The organism is Cupriavidus sp. L7L, from assembly GCF_004353535.1.
Taxonomy (GTDB): Bacteria; Pseudomonadota; Gammaproteobacteria; order Burkholderiales; family Burkholderiaceae; genus Cupriavidus; species Cupriavidus oxalaticus_A.
In genome coordinates, this window is record NZ_SMNY01000051.1 from 17,478 (window position 1) to 42,614 (window position 25,137).

Sequence of the window (25,137 nt, forward strand, 5' to 3'; positions counted from 1 at the left end):
ACGGGGCCGTTTGTCTTGCAGCCTTCAGCGGCTCAGCATTCGTTCGACGGCGCCAGCCTTGGGTCCGGGCTTCCGTCGAGGTAGATCACCCGCACGCACGCGCCAGGCTCCAGCCCCGCTATCGCCGGCGCATTGGCCGATAAGAGCGCTCCTTCCGTGGTCCGCACCTTGTACTGGAACAGGTCGACCTGCTGCACCGGCCCCGGACGGCTGAACAGTCGGCTCAGGTCGAAGGCAAAGCCAACGCCCACCCCGCCGCCGCCACCACCCGCCGCGCCCACGCCGACGCTGGTGCCGCTGCCGTAGTAGGGCACCTGCGCGACGTCCATCCGCGTCAGGAATGTCTTCTCGGTCACGCGGCCGAGCTTGATGGTGGCGTTCACCGGGGTCACCTGCGGCGGTTGCGGCGTGCTGCTGCACGCCGCCATGAGCGGCAGCAGGCCGCACAGCGTGAGGTAGGGTAGCGTCTTCATGGCGAGATCAGGCCATTCTTGAGCCTGCCGAGTAGTCGGAACAGCGCGCGCCGGTCGGTTTCGGCCAGACCCGAAAACAGTTGCCCGATCCAGTCCTCATGCGCGCGCGCCATGCGCGAGAATGCCGCGCGTCCGGCCGGCGTCAGGCGGATCAGGTAGGCGCGGCGGTCGGTGGGCAGCGCCTCGCGCGAGACAAGGCCTTCCTGCTGCAACTGGTCAGTGATGCCGGTGACGTTGCCGCCGGTGACCATCATGCGGCGCGACAGCTCGCCCATCTTCAGCCCTTCGGGGTGGCGGTCGAGCTGGGCCATCAGGTCGAAGCGCGGCAGCGTGCAGGCAAATTCCTGCCGCAGCCGCGAGCGGATGTCGCCTTCGATCAGGTTGGTGCAGGTCAGCAGCCGCAGCCACAGCCGCAGGTCTTCGTGCTCGGTCTGGTCGGCACGGGTTTCAAGGTCGACCGGCGCGTTCTCGGCGCCGGCGGCAGGAGACAGGTTTGGCATCTTCAGTGCAACGGTGCGCGGGTGTGCGGCGAACGCCGCCAGCGGCTGCCGGAGCGGGACCGGCAGCCAACATTTGATGCCTCAAGTATATGCGCGATGCGGACGGTCGCCCTGCCGGCGGTCAAACCGCCATCAATCGACCTTGGCGCCCGAATCCTTGACCACCTTGGCCCATTTGGCGGTTTCGGCGCGGATCAGCGCGGCGAACTGCTCCGGCGTGTTGCCGACCGGTTCGGCGCCCTGTGCCTGCAGGCGTTCGCGCACCGCCGGCGCGCCGAGCGCCTTGGCCACTTCCTGCTGGATGCGGTGGATGATGTCCGGCGGTGTCCCGGCGGGTGCCAGCATGCCGAACCAGGAACTGGCCTCGTACTGCGGCAGGCCGGCCGCCTGCGCGATGGTCGGCACGCCCGGCAGCGCCGGCGAGGGTTTGGCGCTGGTCACGGCCAGCGCCTTGAGCTTGCCGGCCTTGATCAGCGCCATCGACGAGGGCAGGTTGTCGAACATCACCTGCATGGTGCCGCCGGTCAGGTCGGTCAGCGCCGGCCCGCTGCCCTTGTACGGGAAATGGACCATGAAGGTCTTGGTCTGCGTCTTGAACAGCTCGCCTGCCAGGTGGATCGAGGTGCCGTTGCCGCTGGACGCCATGTTCAGCTTGCCCGGGTTGGCACGCGCGTAGGCGATCAGGTCCTTGACGCTGTCGATCTTGTTCTGCTGCGCAAACGCCGGGTTGACCACCAGGACGTTCGGCACCGCCGCGACTTCGGCGATGGGGGCAAAGTCCTTGATGGGGTCGAACGGCAGCTTGCCGTACAGCGACTGGTTGATGCCGTGGGTGCCGACCGTGCCCATCAGCAGCGTATAGCCGTCCGGCGCCGCCTTGGCGACGATATCGGCGCCGATATTGCCGCCCGCGCCGGGTTTGTTGTCCACGACCACGTTCCAGCCGGGCAGCTTGGCCAGCTCCGCGGCGACAGCTCGGGCCAGGATATCGGTGGTGCCGCCGGCGGCGAATGGCACGACCAGGCGGATCGGCTTGGTCGGATACGGATCGGCGGCCAGTGCCGCGGGACTGGCGAGCGCGGCAAGGCTGGCGGACAGCAACAGCGCGACGGCGCGCCGGCGAAGGGGTTGCATGCGTGGTCTCCTGTTGTAGCCGCCTTGTGTTGCCGGGCGGTGGCATGGTCAGTGCATTCTAGTTGGCGGGAATCGGCGCGCCGATGGGGTGATGCCCTATGCGGCAGGCGCCACTCGCCCCCAATGAAAAAAAGGCACCCGCAGGTGCCTTTGATCGATCGGCCGGTGAGGCTGGCGATCAGAACTTGTGGCGGATGCCGATGGCGGCGCCAATCATCTTGTCTTCGCCGGTACCCAGGAAGTAACCATTGGCGAAGCTGATCGCCGAGGTGTCGAAGTTCAGGCCGGCGTTCTTCGAGAAGGCCGTGGTCAGGTACACGTCGGTGCGCTTGGACAGGTTGTAGTCGGCGATGAACGAGATCTGCCAGGGGTTCTTGATGTTGTTGGTGGCGCCGGTGGCGGCCGGGTTGAAGTTCTTGACGTCGTCGTAGTAGTACGCGAGCGTCAGACCCAGTGCCGGGGTGACCTGGTAGTTGCCGCCGACCCAGTAGTAGTTGTCCTTCAGGATCGTATTGTCGTTCGGCGCCTTGCTCATGCCCCAGCGATAGCCGGCCATCAGCTTGGCCGGGCCAAAGGCATAGCTGGCAGCGACCGCGGCCTTCTTGAATTCCCCGGTGCCGCCGGCGGCGTTCAGGGTCGGGTTGTACTGGTCATACGCGCCGCTGATGCCGAACGGGCCGGCTGCCCACGACACGCCTGCACCGTAGCCGGTGTCGCGGCGGAACTGGCCCGGGACTTCGCCGCCGCCGGCGACGCCGTTGCCGAACGACCAGTGGGCGACCGCGGTCACCGGACCGAACTTGCCCGTGTACTTGGCGGTGTTGTCCGAGCGGAAGTTCAGGCCCAGCTGCGCCACCACCGGCTCATACTGGGTGGCATAGCCGGTCGGCGAGAAGTTGGCCATCATGTCGAACAGCGAGGTGTACTGGCGACCGAAGGTCACGCGGCCCGCCTGGGCGCTTTCCAGGCCGACATAAGCCTGACGGCCGAAGAGGCGGCCGCCTTGCTGCGAGCGGCCATCATCGAGGCCGAAACCGCTTTCGAGCACGAACAAGGCTTTCAGGCCGCTGCCCAGGTCTTCCACGCCGCGCAGGCCCCAACGCGAACCGGACAGGCCGCCGGACGACATGCGGAAGAGGTTCTCCGACGGGCCCGTTGCGAATCCGTTGGCCGCTGACGGCGTGACGCTCGACATATTGCTCACGTACTCGATGTTGGCATCCACCACACCGTAGAGCGTGACGCTCGATTGGGCCTGCGCCGCCCCGGTAAATGCGCCAAGCGCTGCCAGCGCCAGAAGCGATTTCTTCATGCTCGTTGATCTCCACTGTAAGAATTATTGGTGACGGCCCGGGGGAACCTCCTGTTGGTCTCCATCCCCCATGCGTCAAACTTCCTTAGAAGTTGCGAAGTACTGTAACAAACAACTTTTCGTTCACCATTCGGGCGCAACCCCCTTGTCTGGTTTTAACAACTCAGGGTTTCTGAGTAGCGGGCCGCATCAATGCAAGGCGTGGCGCGGGATGGCGCGAATTAGAGGCAAGCTACAATGCGGGTAATCCCGATGGCGGTCGTAGCGGGCCGCGCCGGCAGCGCGTACCCCACCATGGCGGGGCCTTGGGAGCCAGAAGATCAATCCGCATCCGCGACATGGACACCCTGATCAAAGAATTCGACGTGGCACTGCGCGCCGTTGCCGGGGCAACCCGCTCCGCGCGCGCCAACCCGGCCGACCGGCTGGCACCGGACACCGAACAGATGAGCGCCGAAGAGCGGCGCCACGTGGCCGGGCTGATGCGCATCAACCATGTCGGCGAGGTTTGCGCCCAGGCCCTGTACCAGGCGCAGAAGCTGACCGCGCGCAACGCGACGGTGCGCGCGCAGATGGATGCCGCCGCGCGCGAAGAAGAGGACCACCTGGCCTGGTGCGCCGAGCGGCTGCGCGAACTGGGTTCGCGGCCGAGCCTGCTCAACCCGCTGTGGTACGCCGGCGCGTTTGCGATCGGCTTTGTCGCCGGCCGCGCCGGCGACAAGGTCAGTCTCGGCTTCGTGGCCGAGACCGAGCGCCAGGTCGAGCACCATCTCGGCGGCCACCTGGACCGCCTGCCTGGAGCTGACGGCCGCTCGCGCGCCATCCTCGAGCAGATGCGCGACGACGAGATCCGCCATGGCGATGCCGCGCGCGATGCCGGCGGCATCCCGTTGCCCGCGCCGGTGCGTGCGCTGATGCGTGGTGCCTCGCGCGTGATGACCACCGCGGCCTACCGCATCTGACGCGCTGGGTCCGAGCGCCCGGCCTTATGGCCGCGCGCTCGCGGTTGCCCGCCCGCCCTTGATTTTCCGGCGCTGGCGGGCGATTGTTGTATCCTTCCCTCGGGTTGCGGGACAGTCGTTCCCGCCGCCGCCGGCAGTCCTCCTCCCGCAGTTCTCAGGTGGTTTCTCTGCTTTCCTCCCTAAGATGTTCATTTCATTAAGGATTCACTTTCACGGTGCGTGAGGTGTGCGCGCTAAGTCATTGTTCTGATTCGAAAAATCTCGTTTGCTGCCCTGCAAGCAGCCTTGACCGCCCAAATTGCTTCCTCTAAAGTGGGAAATAGTGTGAGGAAGTGTATTTTTGTGTGAAATTGCGAACCGACCGTGGGATCATTTCGTCACAGTCGGAAACAGCCGAATTCACGCGATTGCCAGCCGCCAGGGGTCACCGGCAGCGGGCAGTAACCGGGGGCGAGCTTGTTTCAGGGAGCATCGGCGCTGTCGCTGGATGCCAAGGGGCGGATGTCCATTCCGTCCAGGCACCGCGAGGCGCTGCAACAGCAGGCCGAGGGCCGGGTGACGCTTACCAAGCACCCGGATGGCTGCCTGCTGCTGTTTCCCCGGCCCGAGTGGGAAACCTTCCGCACGCGCATTGCAGCGCTGCCGATGGATGCGCACTGGTGGAAGCGCATCTTCCTGGGCAACGCCGCCGACGTGGAAATGGACGGCGCAGGCCGGGTGCTGATCGCGCCGGAGCTGCGCAGTGCAGCCATGCTCGACAAGGAAGTCATGCTGCTCGGCATGGGCAGCCATTTCGAAGTGTGGGATGCCGCGACTTACGCCGCCAAGGAACAGCAGGCGATGGCGCAAGGCATGCCCGAAGCATTGAAAAATTTCTCTTTCTGAAGAGGTCATGAGTCCTACCGGAACGCCGGCAACCCCCGCCCTGCGCCATCGCACCGTGCTGCTGGACGAGGCCGTCGACGCCCTGGTCTGGCGCCCGGGCGGCGTCTACGTGGACGGCACCTTCGGCAGGGGAGGGCACAGCCGGGCGGTACTGGCCCGGCTGGGCCCAGACGGGGCCCTGGTCGCGTTCGACAAGGACCCAGCAGCAATCGCAGAAGCGGGCACCATCGGGGATGCCCGCTTCTCCATTGAGCACGCCAGCTTTGCGGACATGGCAGAGCGCCTGGCCGGGCGCGGCCACGTGGCCGGCGTGCTGCTCGACCTGGGGATCAGCTCGCCCCAGATCGATGAGGCGGCGAGGGGGTTTTCCTTTCGTTTCGAGGGCCCGCTGGACATGCGCATGGACACCACGCGCGGCATCACCGCCGCGCAGTGGCTGGCGCAGGCGGATGAGCAGGACATTGCCAGGGTGATACGAGACTATGGGGAAGAACGGTTTGCTGTACAGATTGCAAAGGCGATTGTTGCTCGCCGGCGCGAACCCGGCGATGGCGGACCCATCGCCACTACTGCCGACCTTGCCGCGCTCGTGGCGAAAGCCGTCAAAACACGCGAGAAGGGCCAGGACCCTGCGACCCGCACCTTTCAGGCTCTACGGATTCACGTCAATCAAGAGCTTGAGGACCTCGAAAGAGGGCTGAAGGCGGCTTATGACCTGCTGCAGGTAGGGGGACGCCTGGTGGTGATCAGCTTCCATTCGCTGGAGGACCGCATCGTCAAGCGGTTCATGGCGGCGCACGCCCGTCCCCAGCAGGATGCCGACCCGGCCCTGCGCCGCGCGCCCCTGCGCGCGGCCGACCTGCCGCAACCCACGCTGCGCCTGCTGGGCCGCTCCAAGCCCGGCGCCGAGGAAATCGCAGCCAACCCGCGCGCGCGCTCGGCCGTGATGCGTGTGGCCGAGAAACTGGCTCCGGCCGGCGGAGGTGCGCGCGCATGAACCGCCTGACCTTCTTCCTGCTGGCCGCGCTGATCCTGTGTGCGCTTTCGCTGGTGAGCGCGCAGCACCAGGCGCGCACGCTGTTCGTGGCGCTGGAGCGGGCGCAGGGGGAAGAACGCCAGCTCGACATCGACTGGGCGCGCCTGCAGTACCAGCAGAGCTCGCTTGGCAAGAGCGCGCGCATCGCCGACGCGGCGCGCGCGCAGCTGAAGATGGCGCCGGCCAACCCCGGCAAGACCCAATACCTGTCGGGCATCGTGCTGCCGCCGGCGCAGCCAGCGCCGGCCAGCGAGGCGGAGGCGCGCCAATGAGCATGGCCCGCCCCAACCCGCCCGGCCGCAACGGCAGCGGCACCCCGTCGCGCCCGCGCAGCGGCCAGTTCTCGGCCAGCCCGGTGCTGGGGCTGCGCCTGCCGATGTGGCGCTCCAAGCTGGTGGTGTTCCTGATGTTCGCGGCCTTTGTCGCGCTGGCGCTGCGCGCCGCATGGATCCAGGGTCCGGGCAACCAGTTCTATGAGGCCGAGGGCAAGAAGCGCTTCCAGCGCACGCTGGAGCTGCCGGCCACGCGCGGCAAGATCCTCGACCGCAACGGCCTGGTGCTGGCCACCAGCCTGCCGGTCAAGGCGATCTGGGCGGTGCCCGAGGACGTGCCCAACCAGGTCGAGCTGGCCAAGATCCGCCAGCTGGCCAAGCTGCTCGGCATGTCCGAGAAAGACCTCGGCAAGAAGCTGTCGGAAGACAAGGGCTTTGTCTACCTGAAGCGCCAGGTGCTGCCCGACGTCGCCGACAAGATCGCCGCGCTCAAGATCGACGGCATCCACCAGACCCGCGAGTACAAGCGCTTCTACCCGGAAGGCGAGGCGATGGCGCATATCGTGGGCTTCACCAACGTCGAGGACCGCGGCCAGGAAGGCGTGGAGCTGGCGCGCGAGACCGGGCTGGCCGGCCGCGCCGGCGCGCGCCAGGTGATCAAGGACCGCCTCGGCCGCGTGGTCGAGGATATCGGCATCCTGAAGACTCCGCGCGACGGCGAGGACATCCAGCTGTCGATCGACGCCAAGATCCAGTACCTGGCCTACAACGAACTGAAGGCCGTGGTCGAGAAGCACAAGGCCAAGGCCGCCAGCGCGGTGGTGCTCGACGCCCAGACCGGCGAGGTGCTGGCGCTGGCCAACTGGCCCACCTACAACCCCAACGACCGCACCCGGCTGTCCGGCGAGCAGCTGCGCAACCGCGTGCTGACCGACACCTTCGAGCCCGGCTCGATGATGAAGCCGATCACCGTGGGGCTGGCGCTGCAGCTCAAGCGCGTGACGCCATCGACGGTGATCACTACCACCGGCAAGTACCAGTTCGAAGGCGCCACCATCACCGATACCCACAACTACGGCGCGCTCACCGTCACCGGCGTGATACAGAAGTCGTCCAATATCGGCACGACCAAGATCGCGATGCTGATGAAGCCGCAGGAGATGTGGGACATGTACACCAGCATCGGCCTGGGCCAGGCGCCCAAGATCGGCTTCCCCGGCGCGGTGGCGGGGCGCGTGCGCCCGTTCAAGAGCTGGCGTCCGATCGAGCAGGCCACCATGTCGTACGGCTACGGCCTGTCGGTGTCGCTGTTCCAGATGGCGCATGCCTACACCATCTTTGCGCACGACGGGGAGCTGATCCCGGTCACCATGTTCCGCACCAACGGCCCGGCCACCGGCGAGCGCATCCTGTCGCCGCAGGTGGCGCGCGACGTGCGCGCCATGATGGAAACCGTGACCGCGCCCGGCGGCACCGCGCCCGAGGCGCAGGTGATGGGCTACCGCGTCGGCGGCAAGACCGGCACCGCCTACAAGCACGAAGGCCGCGGCTACAACCGCAGCAAGTACCGCGCCTCGTTCATCGGCCTGGCGCCGATGTCCAACCCGCGCATCATCGTCGCCGTCAGCGTCGACGAGCCCACCGCCGGCAGCCACTATGGCGGCCTGGTAGCCGGCCCGGCGTTCGCCGCCATCACCGGCGGCACGCTGCGCGCACTGAATGTCCAGCCCGATTCGCCGATCCGCCAGCTGGTGGTCAGCGACAAGGTGCCGGAAAGCGAACCGTGGACTGCGACCCAATGACGGCCAAGCCCCTGCTCCCGCTCGAGGTGACCACCCAGGCCAGCAACGCGCTGGCCTGGCTGCGTACCAACGTGGCCGCTTCGGCGCAGCTGACCGGCGATAGCCGCCGGCTGGCGCACGGCGACGTGTTCTTCGCCTACGTGCTCGGCAACGAGCGCCTGACCACCGATGGGCGGCCGTATATCCAGCAGGCCATCGCGGCCGGCGCCGGCGCCATCGTCTATGAGGCCGACGGCTTCGACTGGCCGTTTGGCGATGTCGTGCCCCACCTGGCGCTCAGCAACCTGCATCAGCTTGCCGGCCCGATCGCCGCCGGCTGGCACGGCAATCCGGTGCGCGGCCTGGCCGTGACCGGAATCACCGGCACCAACGGCAAGACCTCGTGCAGCCAGTGGCTGGCGCGCGTGCTGCAGGCCGCGGGCACGCCAAGCGCGACCGTCGGCACGCTCGGCACCGGTTTCCCCGGCGCCCTGCAGGCGACCGGCTTCACCACGCCCGACGCGGTGCAGCTGCAGGCCAGCCTGGCGGCGCTGCACGATGCCGGCGCGCGTGCCGTGGCGATGGAAGTGTCCTCGCACGGCCTCGAGCAGGAGCGCGTCGCCGGCACGCATTTCTCGGTGGCGGTGCTGACCAACCTGACGCAGGACCACCTCGACTACCACGGCTCGATGGCCGAGTACGAGGCCGCCAAGGAGCGCCTGTTCCGCTGGGACGGCCTGCGCACCGCGGTGGTCAACCGCGACGACGCCATGGGCCAGCGGCTGCTGGCCGCGGACGCGGCCGCGATCGCCGCGCCGCACGTGATCGAATACGGCATCGACGGGCCCGGCGCCGCCACGGTGCGCCGCCCGCGCGGCGAATGGCTGCGCGCCACCAACGTGCGCGCCACGCCCAACGGCACCGCTTTCCATATCGACGGCAACTTCGGCAGCGCCGAGATGTCCACGCCCATGATCGGCGCCTTCAACGTCAGCAACCTGCTGGCGGTGCTGGGCGCGGCGCTGGCCAACGGCGTGGCGTGGGATGCGGCCCTGGCCGCGCTGCGCGCGCTGACGCCGGTCGAGGGCCGCATGGAACTGTTCGGCGCCAACGGTGGCGATGCCGCGCTGGGCCCGCTCGCCGTGGTCGACTATGCCCACACCCCCGACGCGCTGGAACAGACGCTGGCCGCGCTGCGCCCGGTGGCGCAGGCGCGCCATGGCCGCCTGTGGTGCGTGTTCGGCTGCGGCGGCGACCGCGACCCGATCAAGCGCCCGCTGATGGGCGCAGTGGCCGAACGCCTGGCTGACGACGTCATCCTGACCAGCGACAACCCGCGCAGCGAGGATCCGCAGGACATCCTTGACGCGATCTCCGACGGCATGGCGGACCGCGCGCGCGGCCGCCAGATCGAGGACCGCGCCGCGGCCATTCTCTACGCCATCAAGCATGCGGCCCCGGCCGACGTGGTGCTGGTGGCAGGCAAGGGCCACGAGGCCACCCAGGAGATCCAGGGGCGCAAGCGCCCGTTCTCCGACCGCGAGCATGTCCGCCTGGCGCTTGCCACCCGTGGAGTATCGGCATGAGCCAGACCACCATGACTACCTTGCAGGACGCCGCCGGCTGGATCGCCGGCGCGCGCGTTTGTGGCGACGGCGCCGTTGCGTTCTCGCGCGTGCAGACCGACAGCCGTACCGTCGAGCCCGGCGACCTGTTCGTCGCGCTGAAGGGCGAGCGCTTCGATGCGCATGATTTCATCGCCGACGTGGTGGCCAAGGGCGCCGCTGCGGTGCTGGTGAGCCGCGACGCGGCTACCAGCAACTATGCCGGCGTGCCGGCCATCGTCGCCCCCGACACCCGCATCGCGCTGGGCGAGCTGGGCGCCGGCTGGCGCCGCCGGTTCACGCTGCCCGCGGTGGCGGTGACCGGCAGCAACGGCAAGACCACGGTCAAGGAAATGATCGCGGCGATCTTCGCCGCGGCGGTGGGCGAGGACCAGCGCCTGGCCACCGGCGGCAACCTGAACAACGACATCGGCCTGCCGTTGACGGTGCTGCGCCTGCGCGCCACGCACAAGCTGGCGGTGCTGGAGCTCGGCATGAACCATCCGGGCGAGACCGTCTACCTGGCCGGCATCGCCCAGCCCACCGTGGCGGTCATCACCAACGCGCAGCGCGAGCACCAGGAATTCATGGTCAGCGTGGAAGCCGTGGCGCACGAACACGCGGCCGCGCTGGCGGCGCTGCCGGCGGACGGCGTGGCGGTGTTCCCGCTCGACGAGGAAAGCGGCGGTGCCTTTGCGCCGGTCTGGCGCGAGGCCGCCGGTGCGCGCCGCGCGCTGTCGTTCGGCACATCGCAGCGCGCGGATGTGCACGCCACCATGGCACTGGTCGACGGCGCGCAGGTGATGCAGGTGCGCGCGCCGGGCCATGCGTTTGAAGTCAGGCTCGCGCTGCTGGGCGAGCACAACGTGCGCAACGCGCTGGCGGCTATCGCCTGCGCGCTGGCCGCGGGCGTGCACGTGCCGTCGATCCAGGCGGGGCTGGCCGGCTTCCAGGCGGTCAAGGGCCGTCTGCAGGTGAAGTACACACCGGGCGGCACGGTGGTCATCGACGACACCTACAACGCCAACCCCGATTCCATGCGCGCCGCCATCGACGTGCTGGCCGGCTTCGCCGCGCCGCGCGTGCTGGTGCTGGGCGACATGGGCGAGGTCGGCGACCAGGGGCCGGCGTTCCACGAAGAAATCGGCGCCTACGCGCAGGCGCGCGGCGTCGACAAGCTGTGGGGCACCGGCGAGCTGGCCGTGCACGCGGTGCGTGCGTTCGGCGCCAATGGCCGCCATTTCGGCAGCGCGGAGGACCTGGCAAAGGCCCTGGAGGAAGACAGCGGGGGCATGGTGGCGCAAGCCGGCGCCGTGCTGGTGAAGGGATCGCGCTTCATGCGCATGGAACGGATGGTCGCTGCGCTGGTCGCAGACACTTCCGCACATTAACGAAGACAACACGATGTTATTGGCTCTGGCCCAGTGGCTGCAAAACGACTACAGCTTCCTCCGGGTCGTCAACTACCTGACTTTCCGCGCGGTGATGGCCAACCTCACCGCGCTGCTGATCGGCCTGACGTTCGGGCCGTGGGTGATCCGCAAGCTGACCGAGCTGAAGGTCGGCCAGGCGGTGCGCACCATCGGCCCGCAGACGCACCTGGTCAAGTCCGGCACGCCGACCATGGGCGGCGTGCTGGTGCTGGTGTCGATCGCTGTCTCGACGCTGCTTTGGTGCGACTGGGGCAACCGCTTTATCTGGGTGGTGATGCTGGTCACCTTCGGCTACGGCGCCATCGGCTGGGTCGACGACTACCGCAAGGTGGTCTATCGCGACCCGCGCGGCATGTCGAGCCGCGAAAAGTTTTTCTGGCAGACGCTGATCGGCCTGGTGGCCGCGGTCTACCTGGCGTTCTCGGTGTCCGAAAGCAGCAACGTGCGGGTCTGGGAGCTGTTCCTGAACTGGGTCGAAGGCGGGCTGTCGCTCGACATGCCGTACAAGTCCAACCTGATCGTGCCCTTCTTCAAGGAGATCAGCTACCCGCTGGGCGTGGCCGGCTTCATCGTGCTGACCTACCTGGTGATCGTGGGCTCGAGCAACGCCGTGAACCTGACCGACGGCCTGGACGGCCTGGTGATCATGCCGGTGGTGCTGGTGGGCGGCGGGCTGGGCGTGTTTGCCTACGTGATGGGCAACGCGGTCTACAGCAAGTACCTGCTGTTCCCGCATATCCCGGGCGCGGGGGAGCTGCTGATCTTCTGTTCCGCGCTGGGCGGGGCAGGGCTGGCTTTCCTCTGGTTCAACGCGCATCCGGCGCAGGTGTTCATGGGCGACGTGGGCGCGCTGGCGCTGGGCGGCGCGCTGGGCACGGTGGCGGTGATCGTGCGCCAGGAGATCGTGCTGTTCGTGATGGGCGGCATCTTCGTGGTCGAAACGCTGTCGGTGATGGCGCAGGTCACGTGGTTCAAGATCACCAAGCGCCGTTTTGGCGAGGGCAGGCGGCTGTTCCGGATGGCGCCGCTGCACCACCATTTCGAGCTGGGCGGCTGGAAGGAAACGCAGGTCACGGTGCGCTTCTGGATCATCACCATGCTGCTGGTGCTGATCGGATTGTCGACGCTGAAGCTGCGCTAGGGGTGTTGGTGGTTGCGCCGATGGTCAGAACCGCGGCGCTCTCTATATAGAAACAGGAAACCAAAGGCAGGAAATCGAAGTGTTTGGCGAGCTGCAGAAACCTCATGTGCTGGTACTTGGCCTCGGCGAATCGGGGCTGGCCATGGCGCGCTGGTGTGGCCTGAACGGCTGCGCGGTGCGCGTGGCCGACACGCGCGAGGCGCCCGCCAACCTTGTCTTCCTGCAGGCCGAGCTGACTTCGGCCGGGTTCGTGGGCGGGCCGTTCTCGGAAAGCCTGCTCGACGGTATCGGCCTGGTGGCGATCAGCCCCGGGCTGTCGCCGCTGGACGCCGGCACCGGAGCGCTTCTGGCCGCCGCGCAGGCGCGCGGCATCCCGGTGTGGGGCGAGATCGAGCTGTTCGTGCGCGCGCTCAGGCACCTGGAGGCCGAATCCGGCTACGCGCCGAAGCTGCTCGCGATCACCGGCACCAATGGCAAGACCACCACCACGGCACTGACCGGCCGGCTGGTCGAGCGCGCCGGCAAGACCGTGGCAGTGGCGGGCAATATCAGCCCGTCGGCGCTGGACAAGCTGTCGGCGTGCATCGCCTCGGCCACGCTGCCGGAGGTGTGGGTGCTGGAACTCTCCAGCTTCCAGCTGGAAACCACGCATACGCTGGCGCCGGATGCGGCCACCGTGCTCAACGTGAGCCAGGACCATCTTGACTGGCACGGCTCGATGGAAGCCTACGCCGCCTCCAAGGCGCGCATCTTCGGGCCCGCCGGCAGCGAGTGCGTGCAGGTGCTGAACCGCAATGACCGGCTCACGCTGGACATGGCGCGGGCCGGCCGCAAGCCGGTGACCTTCGGCATCGATCTGCCGGAAGTGCCGGGCAGCTTCGGCATCCTGCGCGAGGGCGGCATGCCCTGGCTGGTGCTGGCCGAACCCGATTCGGAAGCGGAAGGGGAGGGCAAGCCGCGCCGCCGCAAGGCCGCCGAAGCTACCGAGGAAGCCGTGCCGGTGCGCCACAAGCGCCTGATGCCGGCCGATGCGCTGCATATCCGTGGCATGCACAACGCCACCAACGCCATGGCGGCGCTGGCGCTGTGCCGTGCCATCGACCTGCCGATGAACGCGTTGCTGCATGGCCTGCGCGAGTATCGCGGCGAGCCGCACCGCGTGGAGTGGGTCGCCACCATCGATGACGTCGAGTATTTCGACGACAGCAAGGGCACTAATGTCGGCGCCACCGTGGCCGCGCTGTCCGGGCTGGACAAGCGCGTGGTGCTGATCGCGGGCGGCGAAGGCAAGGGCCAGGATTTCTCGCCGCTGGCCGCGCCGGTGGCGCAATACGCACGCGCCGTGGTGCTGATCGGCCGGGCCGCGGGAGAGTTGCGCGATGCCCTGCAGGGCAGCGGCTCGACCCTGGCCGATGCCGCCACGCTGGAAGAAGCCGTGACCAAGGCAACCGAACTGGCCGAGCGCGGCGACGTCGTGCTGCTTTCGCCGGCCTGCGCCAGCCTCGACATGTTCCGCAACTACGTGCACCGCGCCGAGGTATTCCGCGCCGCGGTGGAAGAACTGGCCCTGTCCCGGGGGATCCTGCCATGAGTGAGGCACAGGTCAAGCGCAGCGGTTTCATCGGCGCCACCATCGGCAACGCCTGGGGTGGCCTGCGTGACGCGGTTTCGGGCGTCAAGCCCACGCGTTCGCGCATGATGGAGTACGACCAGCCCCTGCTGTGGGTCGCGATCGTGCTGCTCGCGCTCGGCCTGGTGATGGTCTTTTCGGCCTCGATCGCGCTGCCGGATTCGCCGCGCTACGCCAACTACCGCGAAAGCCATTTCCTGGTGCGGCATGCGTTCGCGCTGTTTATCGGACTGTCGGTCGGGCTGGTGGCGTTCCAGGTGCCGGTGAAGGTGTGGGACCGGTATGCGCCCAAGCTCTTTATCGTCGCGCTGATCCTGCTGGTGATCGTGCTGGTGCCGTTCGTCGGCAAGGGCGTGAACGGCGCGCGCCGGTGGATCCCGCTGGGCGTGATGAATTTCCAGCCGTCGGAACTGATGAAGCTGGCAGTGGTGCTGTACGCCGCCAACTACACCGTGCGCAAGCAGGAGTGGATGCAGACCGTGTCCAAGGGCTTCCTGCCGATGGGCGTGGCGGTAGTGGTGGTCGGCATGCTGCTGCTGCTCGAGCCCGACATGGGCGCGTTCCTGGTGATCGCGGCGGTGGCGATGGGCATCCTGTTCCTGGGCGGCATCAACGGCAAGCTGTTCGCCGGGCTGGTCGGCGTGGCGGTGGGCGCGTTCGCGCTGCTGATCACGGCGTCCCCATGGCGGCGCGAGCGGATCTTTGCCTACCTGAGCCCGTGGGAAGAGAGCAACGCGCTGGGCAAGGCCTACCAGCTCACGCATTCGCTGATTGCCTTCGGCCGCGGCGAGTGGACCGGGGTCGGACTGGGCGGCAGCATCGAGAAGCTGCACTACCTGCCCGAGGCGCATACCGACTTCATCCTTGCGGTAATCGGCGAGGAGTTTGGCTTTGTCGGCGTGCTGGTGGTGATCGTGCTGTTCTACTGGCTGGTGCGCCGCGCCTTCAATATCGGCCGCACCGCGCTGCAGCTCGACCGCACCTTTGCCGGACTGGTGGCCAAGGGCATCGGCGTGTGGATCGGCTGGCAGACCTTTATCAACATGGGCGTGAACCTGGGGCTGCTGCCGACCAAGGGGCTGACGCTGCCGCTGGTGAGCTATGGCGGGTCGGGGATTCTGATGAACTGCGTGGCGTTGGCGATCCTGCTGCGCATTGACTATGAAAACCGTGTGTTGATGCGCGGAGGCAAGGTATGACCGCACCGCGCACCCTGCTCGTGATGGCCGGCGGCACCGGGGGGCATGTGTTCCCGGGGCTGGCGGTCGCGCATGCATTGCGCGAGCAGGGCTGGAACATCGTCTGGCTGGGCAACCGCACCGGCATGGAAGCCACGCTGGTGCCCAAGCACGGCATCCCGATGGAATACATCCAGTTCGGCGGCCTGCGTGGCAAGGGGCTGGTGACCAAGTTCCTGCTGCCGCTGAACCTGCTGCGCGCGTTCTGGCAGAGCATCGGCGCGCTGCGCCGGGTAAAGCCGAACGTGGTGCTGGGCATGGGCGGGTACATCACCTTCCCGGCCGGCATGATGGCCTCGCTGCTGGGCCGCCCGCTGGTGCTGCACGAGCAAAACTCGATCGCCGGCCTGGCCAACAAGGTGCTGGCCAAGGTGGCCGACCGCGTGCTGTGCGCGTTCCCGGACACGCTGCCCGGCGGCGAATGGACCGGCAACCCGGTGCGCGAGGAACTGGCGCACCTGGATGCGCCCGAGGCGCGCTACGACCAGCGCACCGGTCCGCTGCGCATCCTGGTGGTGGGCGGCAGCCTGGGCGCCGCGGCGCTGAACGAGGTGGTGCCGAAGGCGATCGCGCTGCTGCAGGAAAGCGAGCGCCCGGTGGTGACGCACCAGGCGGGCGCGAAGCAGATCGACACGCTGCGCGCCAACTATGCGGCGGCACAGGTGCCGGCGCAGACCCTGCCGTTCATCGACGACATGGCGCGCGCCTATGCCGATGCGGATCTCGTGATCTGCCGCGCCGGCGCGATGACGGTGTCGGAAGTGGCCGCGGCGGGCGTGGCGGCGCTGTTCGTGCCGTTCCCGCACGCAGTGGACGATCACCAGACCACCAACGCAAAGTTTTTATCCAGCCAGGGCGCGGCCCTGCTGGTGCAGCAACAAGACCTGACGGCCGGGGGCCTGGCGCAGACCATCGCCAGCCTGACCCGGCCGCAGCTGAAAGACATGGCGCGCCTGGCGCGCGGACTAGCCAAGCCTGAGGCAACCCGGCGCGTCGCCGAGGTGTGCAGCCAGCTGGCCAGGGACTGAAGTGAGCGAAGCAGCAATCCAATGAAGCATATCGTCAAAAACATCCACTTCGTGGGGATCGGCGGGGCCGGCATGAGCGGCATCGCCGAGGTCCTGCTGAACCTGGGCTACAAGGTCTCGGGTTCCGACGTGGGCAGCAATGCCGCCACGCGGCGCCTGGCCTCGCTCGGCGCCACGGTCATGCACGGGCATGACGCGGCCAACGTGACCGGCGCCAACGCCGTGGTGGTGTCGACCGCGGTCAGCGGCGACAACCCCGAGGTGCTGGCCGCCCGCAGCAAGCGCATCCCGGTGGTGCCGCGCGCGGTGATGCTGGCCGAGCTGATGCGCCTGAAGCAGGGCGTGGCCATCGCCGGCACGCACGGCAAGACCACCACCACCAGCCTGGTGGCATCGGTGCTGGCCGAAGGCGGGCTGGATCCCACCTTCGTCATCGGCGGCCGGCTCAACTCCGCCGGCGCCAACGCGCGCCTGGGCACCGGCGACTTCATCGTGGCCGAGGCGGATGAATCCGACGCATCGTTCCTGAACCTGTTCCCGGTCATCGAGGTCATCACCAATATCGATGCCGACCACATGGACACCTACGGGCACGACTTTGCCCGGCTCAAGCAGGCGTTCATCGAATTCACGCAGCGCCTGCCGTTCTACGGCATTGCCGTGCTGTGCGTCGACGACCCCAACGTGCGCGAGATCCTGCCGTTCGTGTCCAAGCCGGTGGTGCGCTACGGGTTTGCCGAAGACGCGCAGATCCGCGCCGTGGACGCGCGCGCGGTCGACGGCCAGATGCACTTCACCGTGCTGCGCCAGCTCAACGGCCATACCGAGCCGCCGCTGGAAATCGTGCTGAACCTGCCCGGCATGCACAACGTGCAGAACGCGCTGGCGGCGATCGCCATCGCGACCGAGCTGGAAGTGCCCGACGCCGCCATCGTCAAGGCGCTGCGCGAGTTCCACGGCGTGGGCCGCCGCTTCCAGCGCTACGGCGAAGTGGCCACCACCGACGGTGCCGGTACCTTCACGCTGGTGGACGACTACGGCCACCACCCGGTGGAAATGGCCGCCACGCTTGCCGCGGCGCGCGGCGCGTTTCCGGGCCGCCGCCTGGTGCTGGCGTTCCAGCCGCACCGATTCACCCGTACGCGGGATTGCTTTGAAGACTTCGTCAAAGTGCTGGGCACTGTCGATGCCCTGCTGCTGTCCGAGGTCTATGCCGCCGGCGAGACCCCGATCGTGGCCGCCGACGGCCGTGCGCTGACCCGCGCGTTGCGCGTGGCCGGCAAGGTAGAACCTGTTTTCGTGGAGCAGATGGAAGAGATGCCGCAGGCCATCCTGAATGCTGTCCGGCCCGGCGATGTGGTCGTGACGATGGGCGCCGGCTCGATCGGCGGCGTGCCGGGGCAACTGGTGTCGCACCAGCAGACGCAACAGTCGGGAGGCCAGCAATGAGCTTCGTCGCCCATCCCAATATCGATCCCAAGTCGCTGGGCAAGGTCGGCGTGCTGTTCGGCGGCCGCTCGGCCGAGCGCGAGATCTCGCTGATGTCGGGCAGCGGCGTGCTGGCCGCGCTGCAGTCGCGCGGCGTCGACGCGCATGGCTTCGATCCCGGCCTGCAAGGCGTGGCCGAGCTGGCCGCGGCCAAGTTCGACCGCGTCTTTATCGCGCTGCACGGCCGCTATGGCGAAGACGGCACCATCCAGGGCCTGCTGGAACAACTGGGCGTGCCCTACACCGGCAGCGGCGTGCTGGCCTCGGCGCTGGCGATGGACAAGCAGGCCACCAAGCGCCTGTGGACCACGCATGACCTGCCCACGCCGCGTTTCGCGATGCTGCATGCCGATACGGATTTCGACGCGGTGGTCGCCGACCTGGGCCTGCCGCTGATCGTCAAGCCGGCGCGCGAAGGCTCGTCGATCGGCCTGACCAAGGTGACGGCGGCCGGGCAGATGCGCGAGGCGTTCGAGAAGGCCGAGGCGCTGGACAACGACGTCATCGCCGAGACTTTCATCGACGGCGCCGAGCTGACCTGCCCGATCGTGGGCGAGGGCGATACCGCCGAAGCGCTGCCGGTGATCCGCATCGTCGCGCCCGAAGCGAACTACGACTATCAAAATAAGTACTTTACTGACGATACCCAATACTTGTGTCCGTCAGGACTGGACCCCGAAGTCGAGAAGGAAGTCCAGGCGCTGGCGGTGCAGTCCTACCGGGTGCTGGGCTGCCGCGGCTGGGCGCGCGCCGACGTGATGCTGCGCGCCGACGGCAAGCCTTTCCTGCTCGAGATGAATACCTCGCCCGGCATGACCGGCCACTCGCTGGTGCCGATGGCGGCGCGCGCGGCCGGCATCAGCTACGAGGACTTCGTGCTGCAGGTGGTGGCCGCCGCGACGCTGGACCTGCACCCGAACGAGCACTGGAAGCCCGAATAACAGAGAACCCGCCTGGACCATGTGGCATAACGCACGCCTGCTCAACCTGATCGCCACCACGCTCTATGCCGTGGTGGCGCTGATGGCGCTCGCGGCCGGCCTGCTGTGGCTGGCGCAGCGGCCGGTGTTTGCCATCACCCACGTGGAGATCGCGCCGATGGACGGCGGCGCGCTGCGCCACGTGAACGCCCCCAGCGTGCGTGCCAGCGCGCTGGGCAAGCTGTCGGGCAACTTCTTCACGCTTGACCTGAACGCGGCACGGCAGGCGTTCGAGTCGGTGCCCTGGGTGCGGCGCGCCAGCGTGCGGCGCGAGTGGCCAAACGGCCTGGCCGTGGAGGTCGAGGAACACGAGGCGCTGGGTACCTGGGGCTCGCCGGAGAGCGGGCGCCTGCTCAATACCTACGGCGAGATCTTCGTGGCCAACACCGCCGAGGCGGAAGAAGACGCACAGTTGCTGGCGCTGGACGGTCCTCCGGACAGCGAGGGCGACGTGATCGAGAAGCTCGAGGTCATGCGCCAGTGGTTCAAGCCGCTGCATACCGAGCCGCTGGCGGTGACGCTGTCGGGCCGCTATGCCTGGCGCGCCAGGCTGTCCAACGGCATGGTGGTCGAGCTTGGCCGCGAGCAGAACGATGAAGACCGCACTGCGATGGACCAGCGGGTCAGGCGTTTCGTCGCTGCATGGCCGCAGGTCACCGAGCAGTGGGGCAAGCAGATCGACTACGCCGACCTGCGTTATCCCAATGGTTTTGCCATCCGCGCCGCCAATGCCCGCTTCCTGACCGAGGCGCAGATCGCTGCGGCGGTGCGGGCCGAGAAGGCGGAGCGGGCGGCGAAGGCGGCCCGGGCTACGCAGGCAGCGGCAGCGGTTTCCGGTACTTCCAACAACAATCCGACGCGACTGAAGAGCAAGAACGCGGAGAAAACCCGATGAGCAAGGAATACAAGGACCTGTTGGTCGGTCTCGATATCGGCACCTCGAAGGTGGCGGCGGTGGTCGCAGAACTGCGCCCCGACGGCAGCTACGAGGTGATCGGGATGGGCCAGTCGGAGTCCAAGGGTCTGAAGAAAGGGGTCGTGGTCAATATCGAGGCCACCGTGCAGTCGATCCAGAAAGCACTGGAAGAGGCTGAGCTGATGGCCGACTGCAAGATCTCGGAGGTCTTTACCGGCATTGCCGGCAGCCATATCCGCAGCTTCAACTCCAGCGGCATGGTGGCAATCAAGGACAAGGAGGTCACGCAGACCGACGTGGCGCGCGTGATCGAGACCGCCAAGGCGGTCAATATCCCGACCGACCAGCAGATCCTGCACATCCTAACGCAGGAATTCATCATCGACGGGCAGGAAGACGTGCGCGAGCCCATCGGCATGAGCGGCATCCGCCTGGAAGTGAAGGTGCATATCGTCACCGGCGCCGTCAGCGCCGCGCAGAACATCGTCAAGTGCGTGCGCCGCTGCGGCCTGGAAGTGCATGACCTGATCCTGCAGCCGCTGGCCTCGAGCCTGGCGGTGCTGACCGAGGACGAGAAGGAACTGGGCGTGGTGCTGGTCGACATCGGCGGCGGCACCACCGACATCGCCATCTTCAGCGAAGGCGCGATCCGCCATACGGCCGTGATCCCCATCGCCGGCGACCAGATCACCAACGACATTGCCATGGCGCTGCGCACGCCCACGCCGGACGCCGAGGACATCAAGATCCAGTACGGCATCGCCAAGCAGGCGATCGCCGATCCGGAAGACATGATCGAGGTGCCGGGCGTGGGCGACCGCGGCACGCGCACGCTCAGCCGCCAGGCGCTGGCCGCGGTGATCGAGCCGCGCATCGAAGAGCTGTACTCGCTGGTGCACCAGGTGGTGCGCGAGTCGGGCTATGAAGAACTGTTGTCGTCCGGCGTGGTCATCACCGGTGGTACCGCGATGATGCCGGGCATGGTCGAGCTGGGCGAGGACATCTTCCTCAAGCCCGTGCGCGTGGGCGTGCCGGAGTACCGCGGCAACCTGCACGAGGTGGTGAAGAGCCCGCGCTATGCGACGGTGATGGGCCTGCTGCTGGAAGGCCGCGTGCAACGGATGCGCGGGCGCAAGGTGGCGGTGCAGAGCGGGTCGGTCAAGCAGGTCTGGACCCGCATGAAGGAATGGTTCGTCGGCAATTTCTGATCGATGCGGAAATTTGCCGGGCTGAAGATGCGACGGCGCGCGCAAGGTCTTGTCTACCGGACAGCCGATGGCGCGTTGAGCAAAGGTTTCGTGGTTCTTTCTTTTAATGGTTTTTTTGTTCAGAAACCAGGGGTTGCGGCGGGGAGGCTGCATCGTCTGGGGACTGATTCTTCTCGGAGGCAGTGATGGACTTTGACATGATCGAAACGGAAGTGATGGACGGCACCATCATCAAGGTGGTCGGCGTGGGCGGCGCGGGCGGCAATGCCGTGCAGCACATGATCAGCCGCGGCGTGCAGGGCGTCGAATTCATCTGCATGAATACCGACGCCCAGGCGCTCAAGCGTTCCAGCGCTTCGCGCGTGCTGCAATTGGGCAGTACGGGACTGGGTGCCGGCGCCAAGCCGGAAGTCGGCCGCGGTTGCGCCGATCAGGCCCGCGAGCAGATCGCCGACGCGCTGCGCGGCGCGCACATGGTCTTCATCACTGCCGGCATGGGCGGCGGTACCGGTACCGGTGCCGCGCCGATCGTGGCGCAGGTTGCCAAGGAAATGGGCATCCTGACCGTGGGCGTGGTCAGCAAGCCGTTCGACTTCGAAGGCGCGCGCCGCGCCAAGGTGGCCGAGCATGGCTCCAGCGAGCTGGAATCGAGCGTCGACTCGCTGATCGTGGTGCTGAACGAAAAGCTGTTCGAAGTGATGGGCGACGACGCCGAGATGGACGCATGCTTCCAGTGCGCCGACGACGTGCTGCACAACGCGGTGGCCGGCATTGCCGAGATCATCAACGTTGACGGCCTGGTGAACGTCGACTTCGAAGACGTGAAGACGGTGATGGGCGAGCAGGGCAAGGCCATGATGGGGACGGCCACCGTGTCGGGCGTGGACCGCGCCCGCCTGGCGGCCGAGCAGGCCGTTGCCAGCCCGCTGCTGGAAGGCGTGGACCTGTCCGGCGCGCGCGGCGTGCTGGTCAACATCACCGCCAGCCGTTCGCTGAAGCTGTCGGAAACCAAGGAAGTCATGAACACCATCCGCAGCTACGCCGCGGAAGACGCGACCGTGATCTTCGGTACGGTGTACGACGATTCGATGAGCGATGCGCTGCGCGTGACCGTGGTCGCGACCGGCCTGGGCCGCTCGGCCAAGAAGCAGCAGCCGATGACGCTGCTGAAGACCGGCACGGACAACATGCCGGTGCAGATGATGGCCAACATGGCCGCCACCGCTGCGCAGCACAGCTCGCCGGACTACAGCAACCTGGACACGCCGGCGGTATGGCGCAGCTCGCGCGAATCGGCGTCGGCCCACGTGGCGGCGCTGCAGGAAAAGGGTGTGGACACGTACGATATTCCGGCCTTCCTGCGCAAGCAGGCAGACTGAGCGCCGGACGGCTCGGCATCGGTGCCTCCACCGGCCGCCTGACGGATCGCGTCGCCTTGTCGCGATGCACGCGCGCTCCCTATCCGCGCGTGCCTTGCATGGACTGACGTGACCCGGCAGGCAGCCGGCGGCGCCGCGCCGCCTGCCGCAACGGCGCATCGTCCGCCACAACCTGCATCCCGTCGCCGGGCAGGGCGTGCCGCTGGCCGCCTCCCCGGACTGGTTTCCCGCCTTCCCGGTCGGGATGTCTCGCCGTCCGCGCGGCGCACCCACAGGTGCGTCGCGCGGACGTCTTTGTAGCAAGGTGTATCGAATGCGACCGGATGTGATCCGGCTTTTGCATCGCCGGCGCGGCGCCTATGATCTTGGGGTTGCCCGCAGTACGGAACACTACCCGGAACGCTGTCCGGATCGCTGTCCGGATTGTTGAACCGGCACGCTGCCGCGCCGCTGCGGCGCAGCCGGCCGCCATCCGTCCTATCCTTCAGACAACCCAGAGACTTCGCCCCATGATTACCGTCGGTTCCCGCGTCCCGGACGCCACCCTGCAGGAATTCATCGAAACCGAGAGCGAGGGCTGCTCGCTCGGACCCAACGCCTTCCGCGTCGCCGACCTGGTGCGCGGGCGCAAGATCGTGGTGTTCGGGCTGCCCGGCGCGTTCACGCCGACCTGCTCGGCCAAGCATGTGCCGGGCTTCGTGACGCATGCCGCAGACCTGCGCGCCGCCGGCGTCGATGAAGTGTGGTGCGTGTCGGTCAACGACGCCTTCGTCATGGGCGCGTGGGGCCGCGAACAGCAGGTCGCCGGCGCGGTACGCATGATGGCCGACGGCAGCGCCGAATGGACGCGTGCGCTGGGCCTGGACCAGGACCTGGGCGCGCGCGGCATGGGCGTGCGCTCCAAGCGCTATGCCATGGTGATCGACGATGGTGTGGTGACCCGGCTCGACGTGGAGGCGCCCGGCGAATTCCGCGTCAGCAGCGCCGACGCCGTGCTGGCTGCGTTGCGCGGCTGACACAGTCATTCGGGTAAACGTGGATTATTCGCAACATCTTAATGCGGTGTTAACAGCCGGAAACAAAACCCGGCTGCACCACCTTCCAGGTGGTGGTAAAATCGCTTAATCAGAAAAAGCACTACGATAGATTTTTATAATAGTTGAGGCTGTCATGCTCAAACAGCGCACGATCAAATCCCTGGTGAAGACGGTTGGCATCGGCCTGCACTCCGGCCGCAAGGTCACGCTGACCCTGCGTCCCGCAGCCGCCGACACCGGGATCGTCTTTACCCGCGTCGACCTGCCCGAGGCCGTCGAGATTCCCGTGGCCGCTTCGGCCATCGGCGACACGCGCCTGGCGTCGGTGCTGCAGAAGGATGGCGCGCGCGTTTCGACCGTCGAGCACCTGATGTCGGCATGCGCCGGCCTGGGCATCGACAACCTCTATGTCGACGTCGACGCCGAGGAAATCCCGATCATGGATGGCAGCGCCGCGTCCTTCGTGTTCCTGCTGCAGTCGGCCGGCATTGAAGAACAGAACGCGCTGAAGACCTTTATCCGCGTCAAGAAGCCGGTGGAAGTTCGCGAAGGCGACAAGTTCGCGCGGCTGGAGCCGTTCTTCGGCTTCAAGCTGGCGTTCACCATCGACTTCCGTCATCCGGCGGTCGACAAGACCGGCCAGACCTTCTCGATCGACTTCGGCGACACCAGCTACGTGCGTGAGATCGCCAGGGCCCGCACCTTCGGCTTTGCCCATGAGGTGGAAGCGCTGCGCGAGATGGGCCTGGCGCGCGGCGGCAGCCTGGACAACGCCATCGTGCTGGACGAGCACCGCATGCTGAACAACGAGGAACTGCGCTATGGCGATGAATTCGTGCGCCACAAGATCCTCGATGCCATCGGCGACCTGTATGTGGTCGGCCATCCGCTGATCGGGTCCTATGTCGCGCACAAGTCGGGCCACGGCCTGAACAACCAGCTGCTGCGCGCGCTGCTGGCGGACCAGGAGGCCTATGAACTGGTCACCTTCGACCGTGTCGAGGAAGCGCCCGCTGCCTTCCTGCCGCAGGCGCAGCCGGCCTTTGCCTGAGCCGGGCCACCTGTCCGCCACGCAACGAGAAAGCCGACCCGGGGGTCGGCTTTCTTGTTTGTCCGGAAATCGCCGTCGGCCGCTCAGCGGTGATGCGAGAGCAGCGTCTTGAGCGCGTCGCGCAGCGGCGAATCGGGCAGCGTGCGCGCGAGCTGGTCCAGGCTGGCAAGGCCGGTCGGCGTCATCTGCCCGCTGGTGCGCTTGCGCTCGACCGGACCGGTGTCCCAGTCCGCGTGGCGCTGCACCTCGGGCTGCACCCGCACCCGGATCGCGGTGATCTGCGAGCCGCGCTGCTGCAGCCGTCCCAGCAGCGTCGGCACCACCTGCCGCACCCGCGCCGCGGCCGCGCCGTGTGCCGCCAGCAACAGCAGCACCTGGCCGTTTGCGTCGACGGCGTCGCGCTTGACCCCGGCCACGGCAATGCCGGCGCGCATGCCGGGGGGCAGCAGCGACAGCACTTCGGCCTCCAGCACGGACAGCTGGCGCGCGGTCTGCATCAGCCCGGAAACCGGGCCGGACTTGGCCAGCCAGTCATTGAGCGGCTTGGCGGCAGCGGTCTGCAGGGCGTGGTGGGTGAAGCGGCGCATGGCTGCATTCTAGCAAGGGGCGGCGGGGCTGCCCGGGGCGGAAAGGATTGAAGCACCCGCAC

The 25,137-nt window shown here is 67.5% G+C and carries 23 protein-coding genes; 18 read left to right on the forward strand and 5 right to left on the reverse strand.

The features are described 5' to 3' along the window. Positions 1-32 precede the first annotated feature (32 nt). The 4 genes from E1J61_RS32635 to E1J61_RS32650 form a co-directional block, all read right to left on the reverse strand. Positions 33-473 carry a hypothetical protein gene (locus E1J61_RS32635; RefSeq protein ID WP_133097982.1) on the reverse strand — a complete coding sequence of 147 codons (441 nt, stop codon included), beginning with the start codon at positions 471-473 and terminating at the stop codon, positions 33-35. Next, complete coding sequence (locus E1J61_RS32640; protein ID WP_133097983.1) at positions 470-973, reverse strand: MarR family winged helix-turn-helix transcriptional regulator; 504 nt, start codon at positions 971-973, stop codon at positions 470-472. The genes E1J61_RS32635 and E1J61_RS32640 overlap by 4 nt, the downstream gene beginning before the upstream one ends. A 132-nt stretch (positions 974-1,105) precedes the next feature. Further along, positions 1,106-2,107, reverse strand: a complete 1,002-nt coding sequence (locus E1J61_RS32645) for a tripartite tricarboxylate transporter substrate binding protein (RefSeq protein ID WP_133097984.1) — start codon at positions 2,105-2,107, stop codon at positions 1,106-1,108. 178 nt (positions 2,108-2,285) lie between these two features. Further along, positions 2,286-3,419 (reverse strand): porin, encoded by a 1,134-nt coding sequence (locus E1J61_RS32650; protein WP_133097985.1) that lies wholly within the window; start codon positions 3,417-3,419, stop codon positions 2,286-2,288. Between the two features lie 338 nt (positions 3,420-3,757). On the opposite strand from E1J61_RS32650, the gene coq7 reads away from it, so the two are divergent. The 18 genes from coq7 (at position 3,758) to lpxC (ending at position 24,488) form a co-directional block, all read left to right on the forward strand. After that, complete coding sequence (coq7, locus tag E1J61_RS32655; RefSeq protein ID WP_133097986.1) at positions 3,758-4,381, forward strand: 2-polyprenyl-3-methyl-6-methoxy-1,4-benzoquinone monooxygenase; 624 nt, start codon at positions 3,758-3,760, stop codon at positions 4,379-4,381. A gap of 456 nt (positions 4,382-4,837) precedes the next feature. Next, positions 4,838-5,266, forward strand: coding sequence for a division/cell wall cluster transcriptional repressor MraZ (mraZ, locus tag E1J61_RS32660; RefSeq protein WP_010814778.1), 429 nt, complete (start codon positions 4,838-4,840; stop codon positions 5,264-5,266). A 7-nt stretch (positions 5,267-5,273) separates the two neighbouring features. Further along, complete coding sequence (rsmH, locus tag E1J61_RS32665; RefSeq protein WP_133097987.1) at positions 5,274-6,263, forward strand: 16S rRNA (cytosine(1402)-N(4))-methyltransferase RsmH; 990 nt, start codon at positions 5,274-5,276, stop codon at positions 6,261-6,263. Continuing rightward, positions 6,260-6,574, forward strand: a complete 315-nt coding sequence (gene ftsL, locus E1J61_RS32670) for a cell division protein FtsL (protein WP_133097988.1) — start codon at positions 6,260-6,262, stop codon at positions 6,572-6,574. Before rsmH ends, ftsL begins: the two co-directional genes overlap by 4 nt. Continuing rightward, the gene (locus E1J61_RS32675) at positions 6,571-8,376 is read left to right on the forward strand and encodes a penicillin-binding protein 2 (RefSeq protein WP_133097989.1); all 1,806 of its coding nucleotides are present in this window, start codon (positions 6,571-6,573) and stop codon (positions 8,374-8,376) included. The genes ftsL and E1J61_RS32675 overlap by 4 nt, the downstream gene beginning before the upstream one ends. Beyond that, positions 8,373-9,941, forward strand: coding sequence for a UDP-N-acetylmuramoyl-L-alanyl-D-glutamate--2,6-diaminopimelate ligase (locus E1J61_RS32680; RefSeq protein WP_133097990.1), 1,569 nt, complete (start codon positions 8,373-8,375; stop codon positions 9,939-9,941). Before E1J61_RS32675 ends, E1J61_RS32680 begins: the two co-directional genes overlap by 4 nt. Then, a complete protein-coding gene (murF, locus tag E1J61_RS32685; RefSeq protein WP_133097991.1) occupies positions 9,938-11,350 on the forward strand; it encodes a UDP-N-acetylmuramoyl-tripeptide--D-alanyl-D-alanine ligase in 1,413 nt (470 codons plus the stop codon). The genes E1J61_RS32680 and murF overlap by 4 nt, the downstream gene beginning before the upstream one ends. Before the next feature lie 13 nt (positions 11,351-11,363). Beyond that, positions 11,364-12,533, forward strand: a complete 1,170-nt coding sequence (gene mraY / locus E1J61_RS32690) for a phospho-N-acetylmuramoyl-pentapeptide-transferase (RefSeq protein ID WP_133097992.1) — start codon at positions 11,364-11,366, stop codon at positions 12,531-12,533. Between the two features lie 79 nt (positions 12,534-12,612). After that, positions 12,613-14,124 carry a UDP-N-acetylmuramoyl-L-alanine--D-glutamate ligase gene (gene murD, locus E1J61_RS32695; RefSeq protein ID WP_133097993.1) on the forward strand — a complete coding sequence of 504 codons (1,512 nt, stop codon included), beginning with the start codon at positions 12,613-12,615 and terminating at the stop codon, positions 14,122-14,124. Beyond that, positions 14,121-15,362 (forward strand): putative lipid II flippase FtsW, encoded by a 1,242-nt coding sequence (gene ftsW / locus E1J61_RS32700; protein ID WP_133097994.1) that lies wholly within the window; start codon positions 14,121-14,123, stop codon positions 15,360-15,362. The genes murD and ftsW overlap by 4 nt, the downstream gene beginning before the upstream one ends. Beyond that, positions 15,359-16,429, forward strand: a complete 1,071-nt coding sequence (gene murG / locus E1J61_RS32705; RefSeq protein WP_133097995.1) for an undecaprenyldiphospho-muramoylpentapeptide beta-N-acetylglucosaminyltransferase — start codon at positions 15,359-15,361, stop codon at positions 16,427-16,429. The genes ftsW and murG overlap by 4 nt, the downstream gene beginning before the upstream one ends. 21 nt (positions 16,430-16,450) lie before the next feature. Next, on the forward strand, positions 16,451-17,878 hold the full coding sequence (gene murC / locus E1J61_RS32710) for a UDP-N-acetylmuramate--L-alanine ligase (protein ID WP_133097996.1): 1,428 nt from the start codon (positions 16,451-16,453) through the stop codon (positions 17,876-17,878). Next, the gene (locus tag E1J61_RS32715) at positions 17,875-18,858 is read left to right on the forward strand and encodes a D-alanine--D-alanine ligase (RefSeq protein WP_133097997.1); all 984 of its coding nucleotides are present in this window, start codon (positions 17,875-17,877) and stop codon (positions 18,856-18,858) included. Before murC ends, E1J61_RS32715 begins: the two co-directional genes overlap by 4 nt. 19 nt (positions 18,859-18,877) lie before the next feature. Next, entirely contained in the window at positions 18,878-19,792 is a 915-nt protein-coding gene (locus E1J61_RS32720) for a cell division protein FtsQ/DivIB (protein WP_133097998.1), read from the forward strand. Next, positions 19,789-21,021 carry a cell division protein FtsA gene (ftsA, locus tag E1J61_RS32725; RefSeq protein ID WP_012353950.1) on the forward strand — a complete coding sequence of 411 codons (1,233 nt, stop codon included), beginning with the start codon at positions 19,789-19,791 and terminating at the stop codon, positions 21,019-21,021. Before E1J61_RS32720 ends, ftsA begins: the two co-directional genes overlap by 4 nt. A 185-nt stretch (positions 21,022-21,206) precedes the next feature. Continuing rightward, complete coding sequence (gene ftsZ, locus E1J61_RS32730; protein WP_063241547.1) at positions 21,207-22,400, forward strand: cell division protein FtsZ; 1,194 nt, start codon at positions 21,207-21,209, stop codon at positions 22,398-22,400. A gap of 509 nt (positions 22,401-22,909) precedes the next feature. After that, entirely contained in the window at positions 22,910-23,416 is a 507-nt protein-coding gene (locus tag E1J61_RS32735) for a peroxiredoxin (protein ID WP_133097999.1), read from the forward strand. A gap of 154 nt (positions 23,417-23,570) precedes the next feature. Next, on the forward strand, positions 23,571-24,488 hold the full coding sequence (lpxC, locus tag E1J61_RS32740; RefSeq protein WP_029048080.1) for a UDP-3-O-acyl-N-acetylglucosamine deacetylase: 918 nt from the start codon (positions 23,571-23,573) through the stop codon (positions 24,486-24,488). A gap of 83 nt (positions 24,489-24,571) precedes the next feature. Here lpxC and E1J61_RS32745 read toward each other — a convergent pair whose 3' ends face one another. Continuing rightward, complete coding sequence (locus tag E1J61_RS32745; RefSeq protein ID WP_133098000.1) at positions 24,572-25,075, reverse strand: DciA family protein; 504 nt, start codon at positions 25,073-25,075, stop codon at positions 24,572-24,574. Positions 25,076-25,137: the final 62 nt, after the last annotated feature.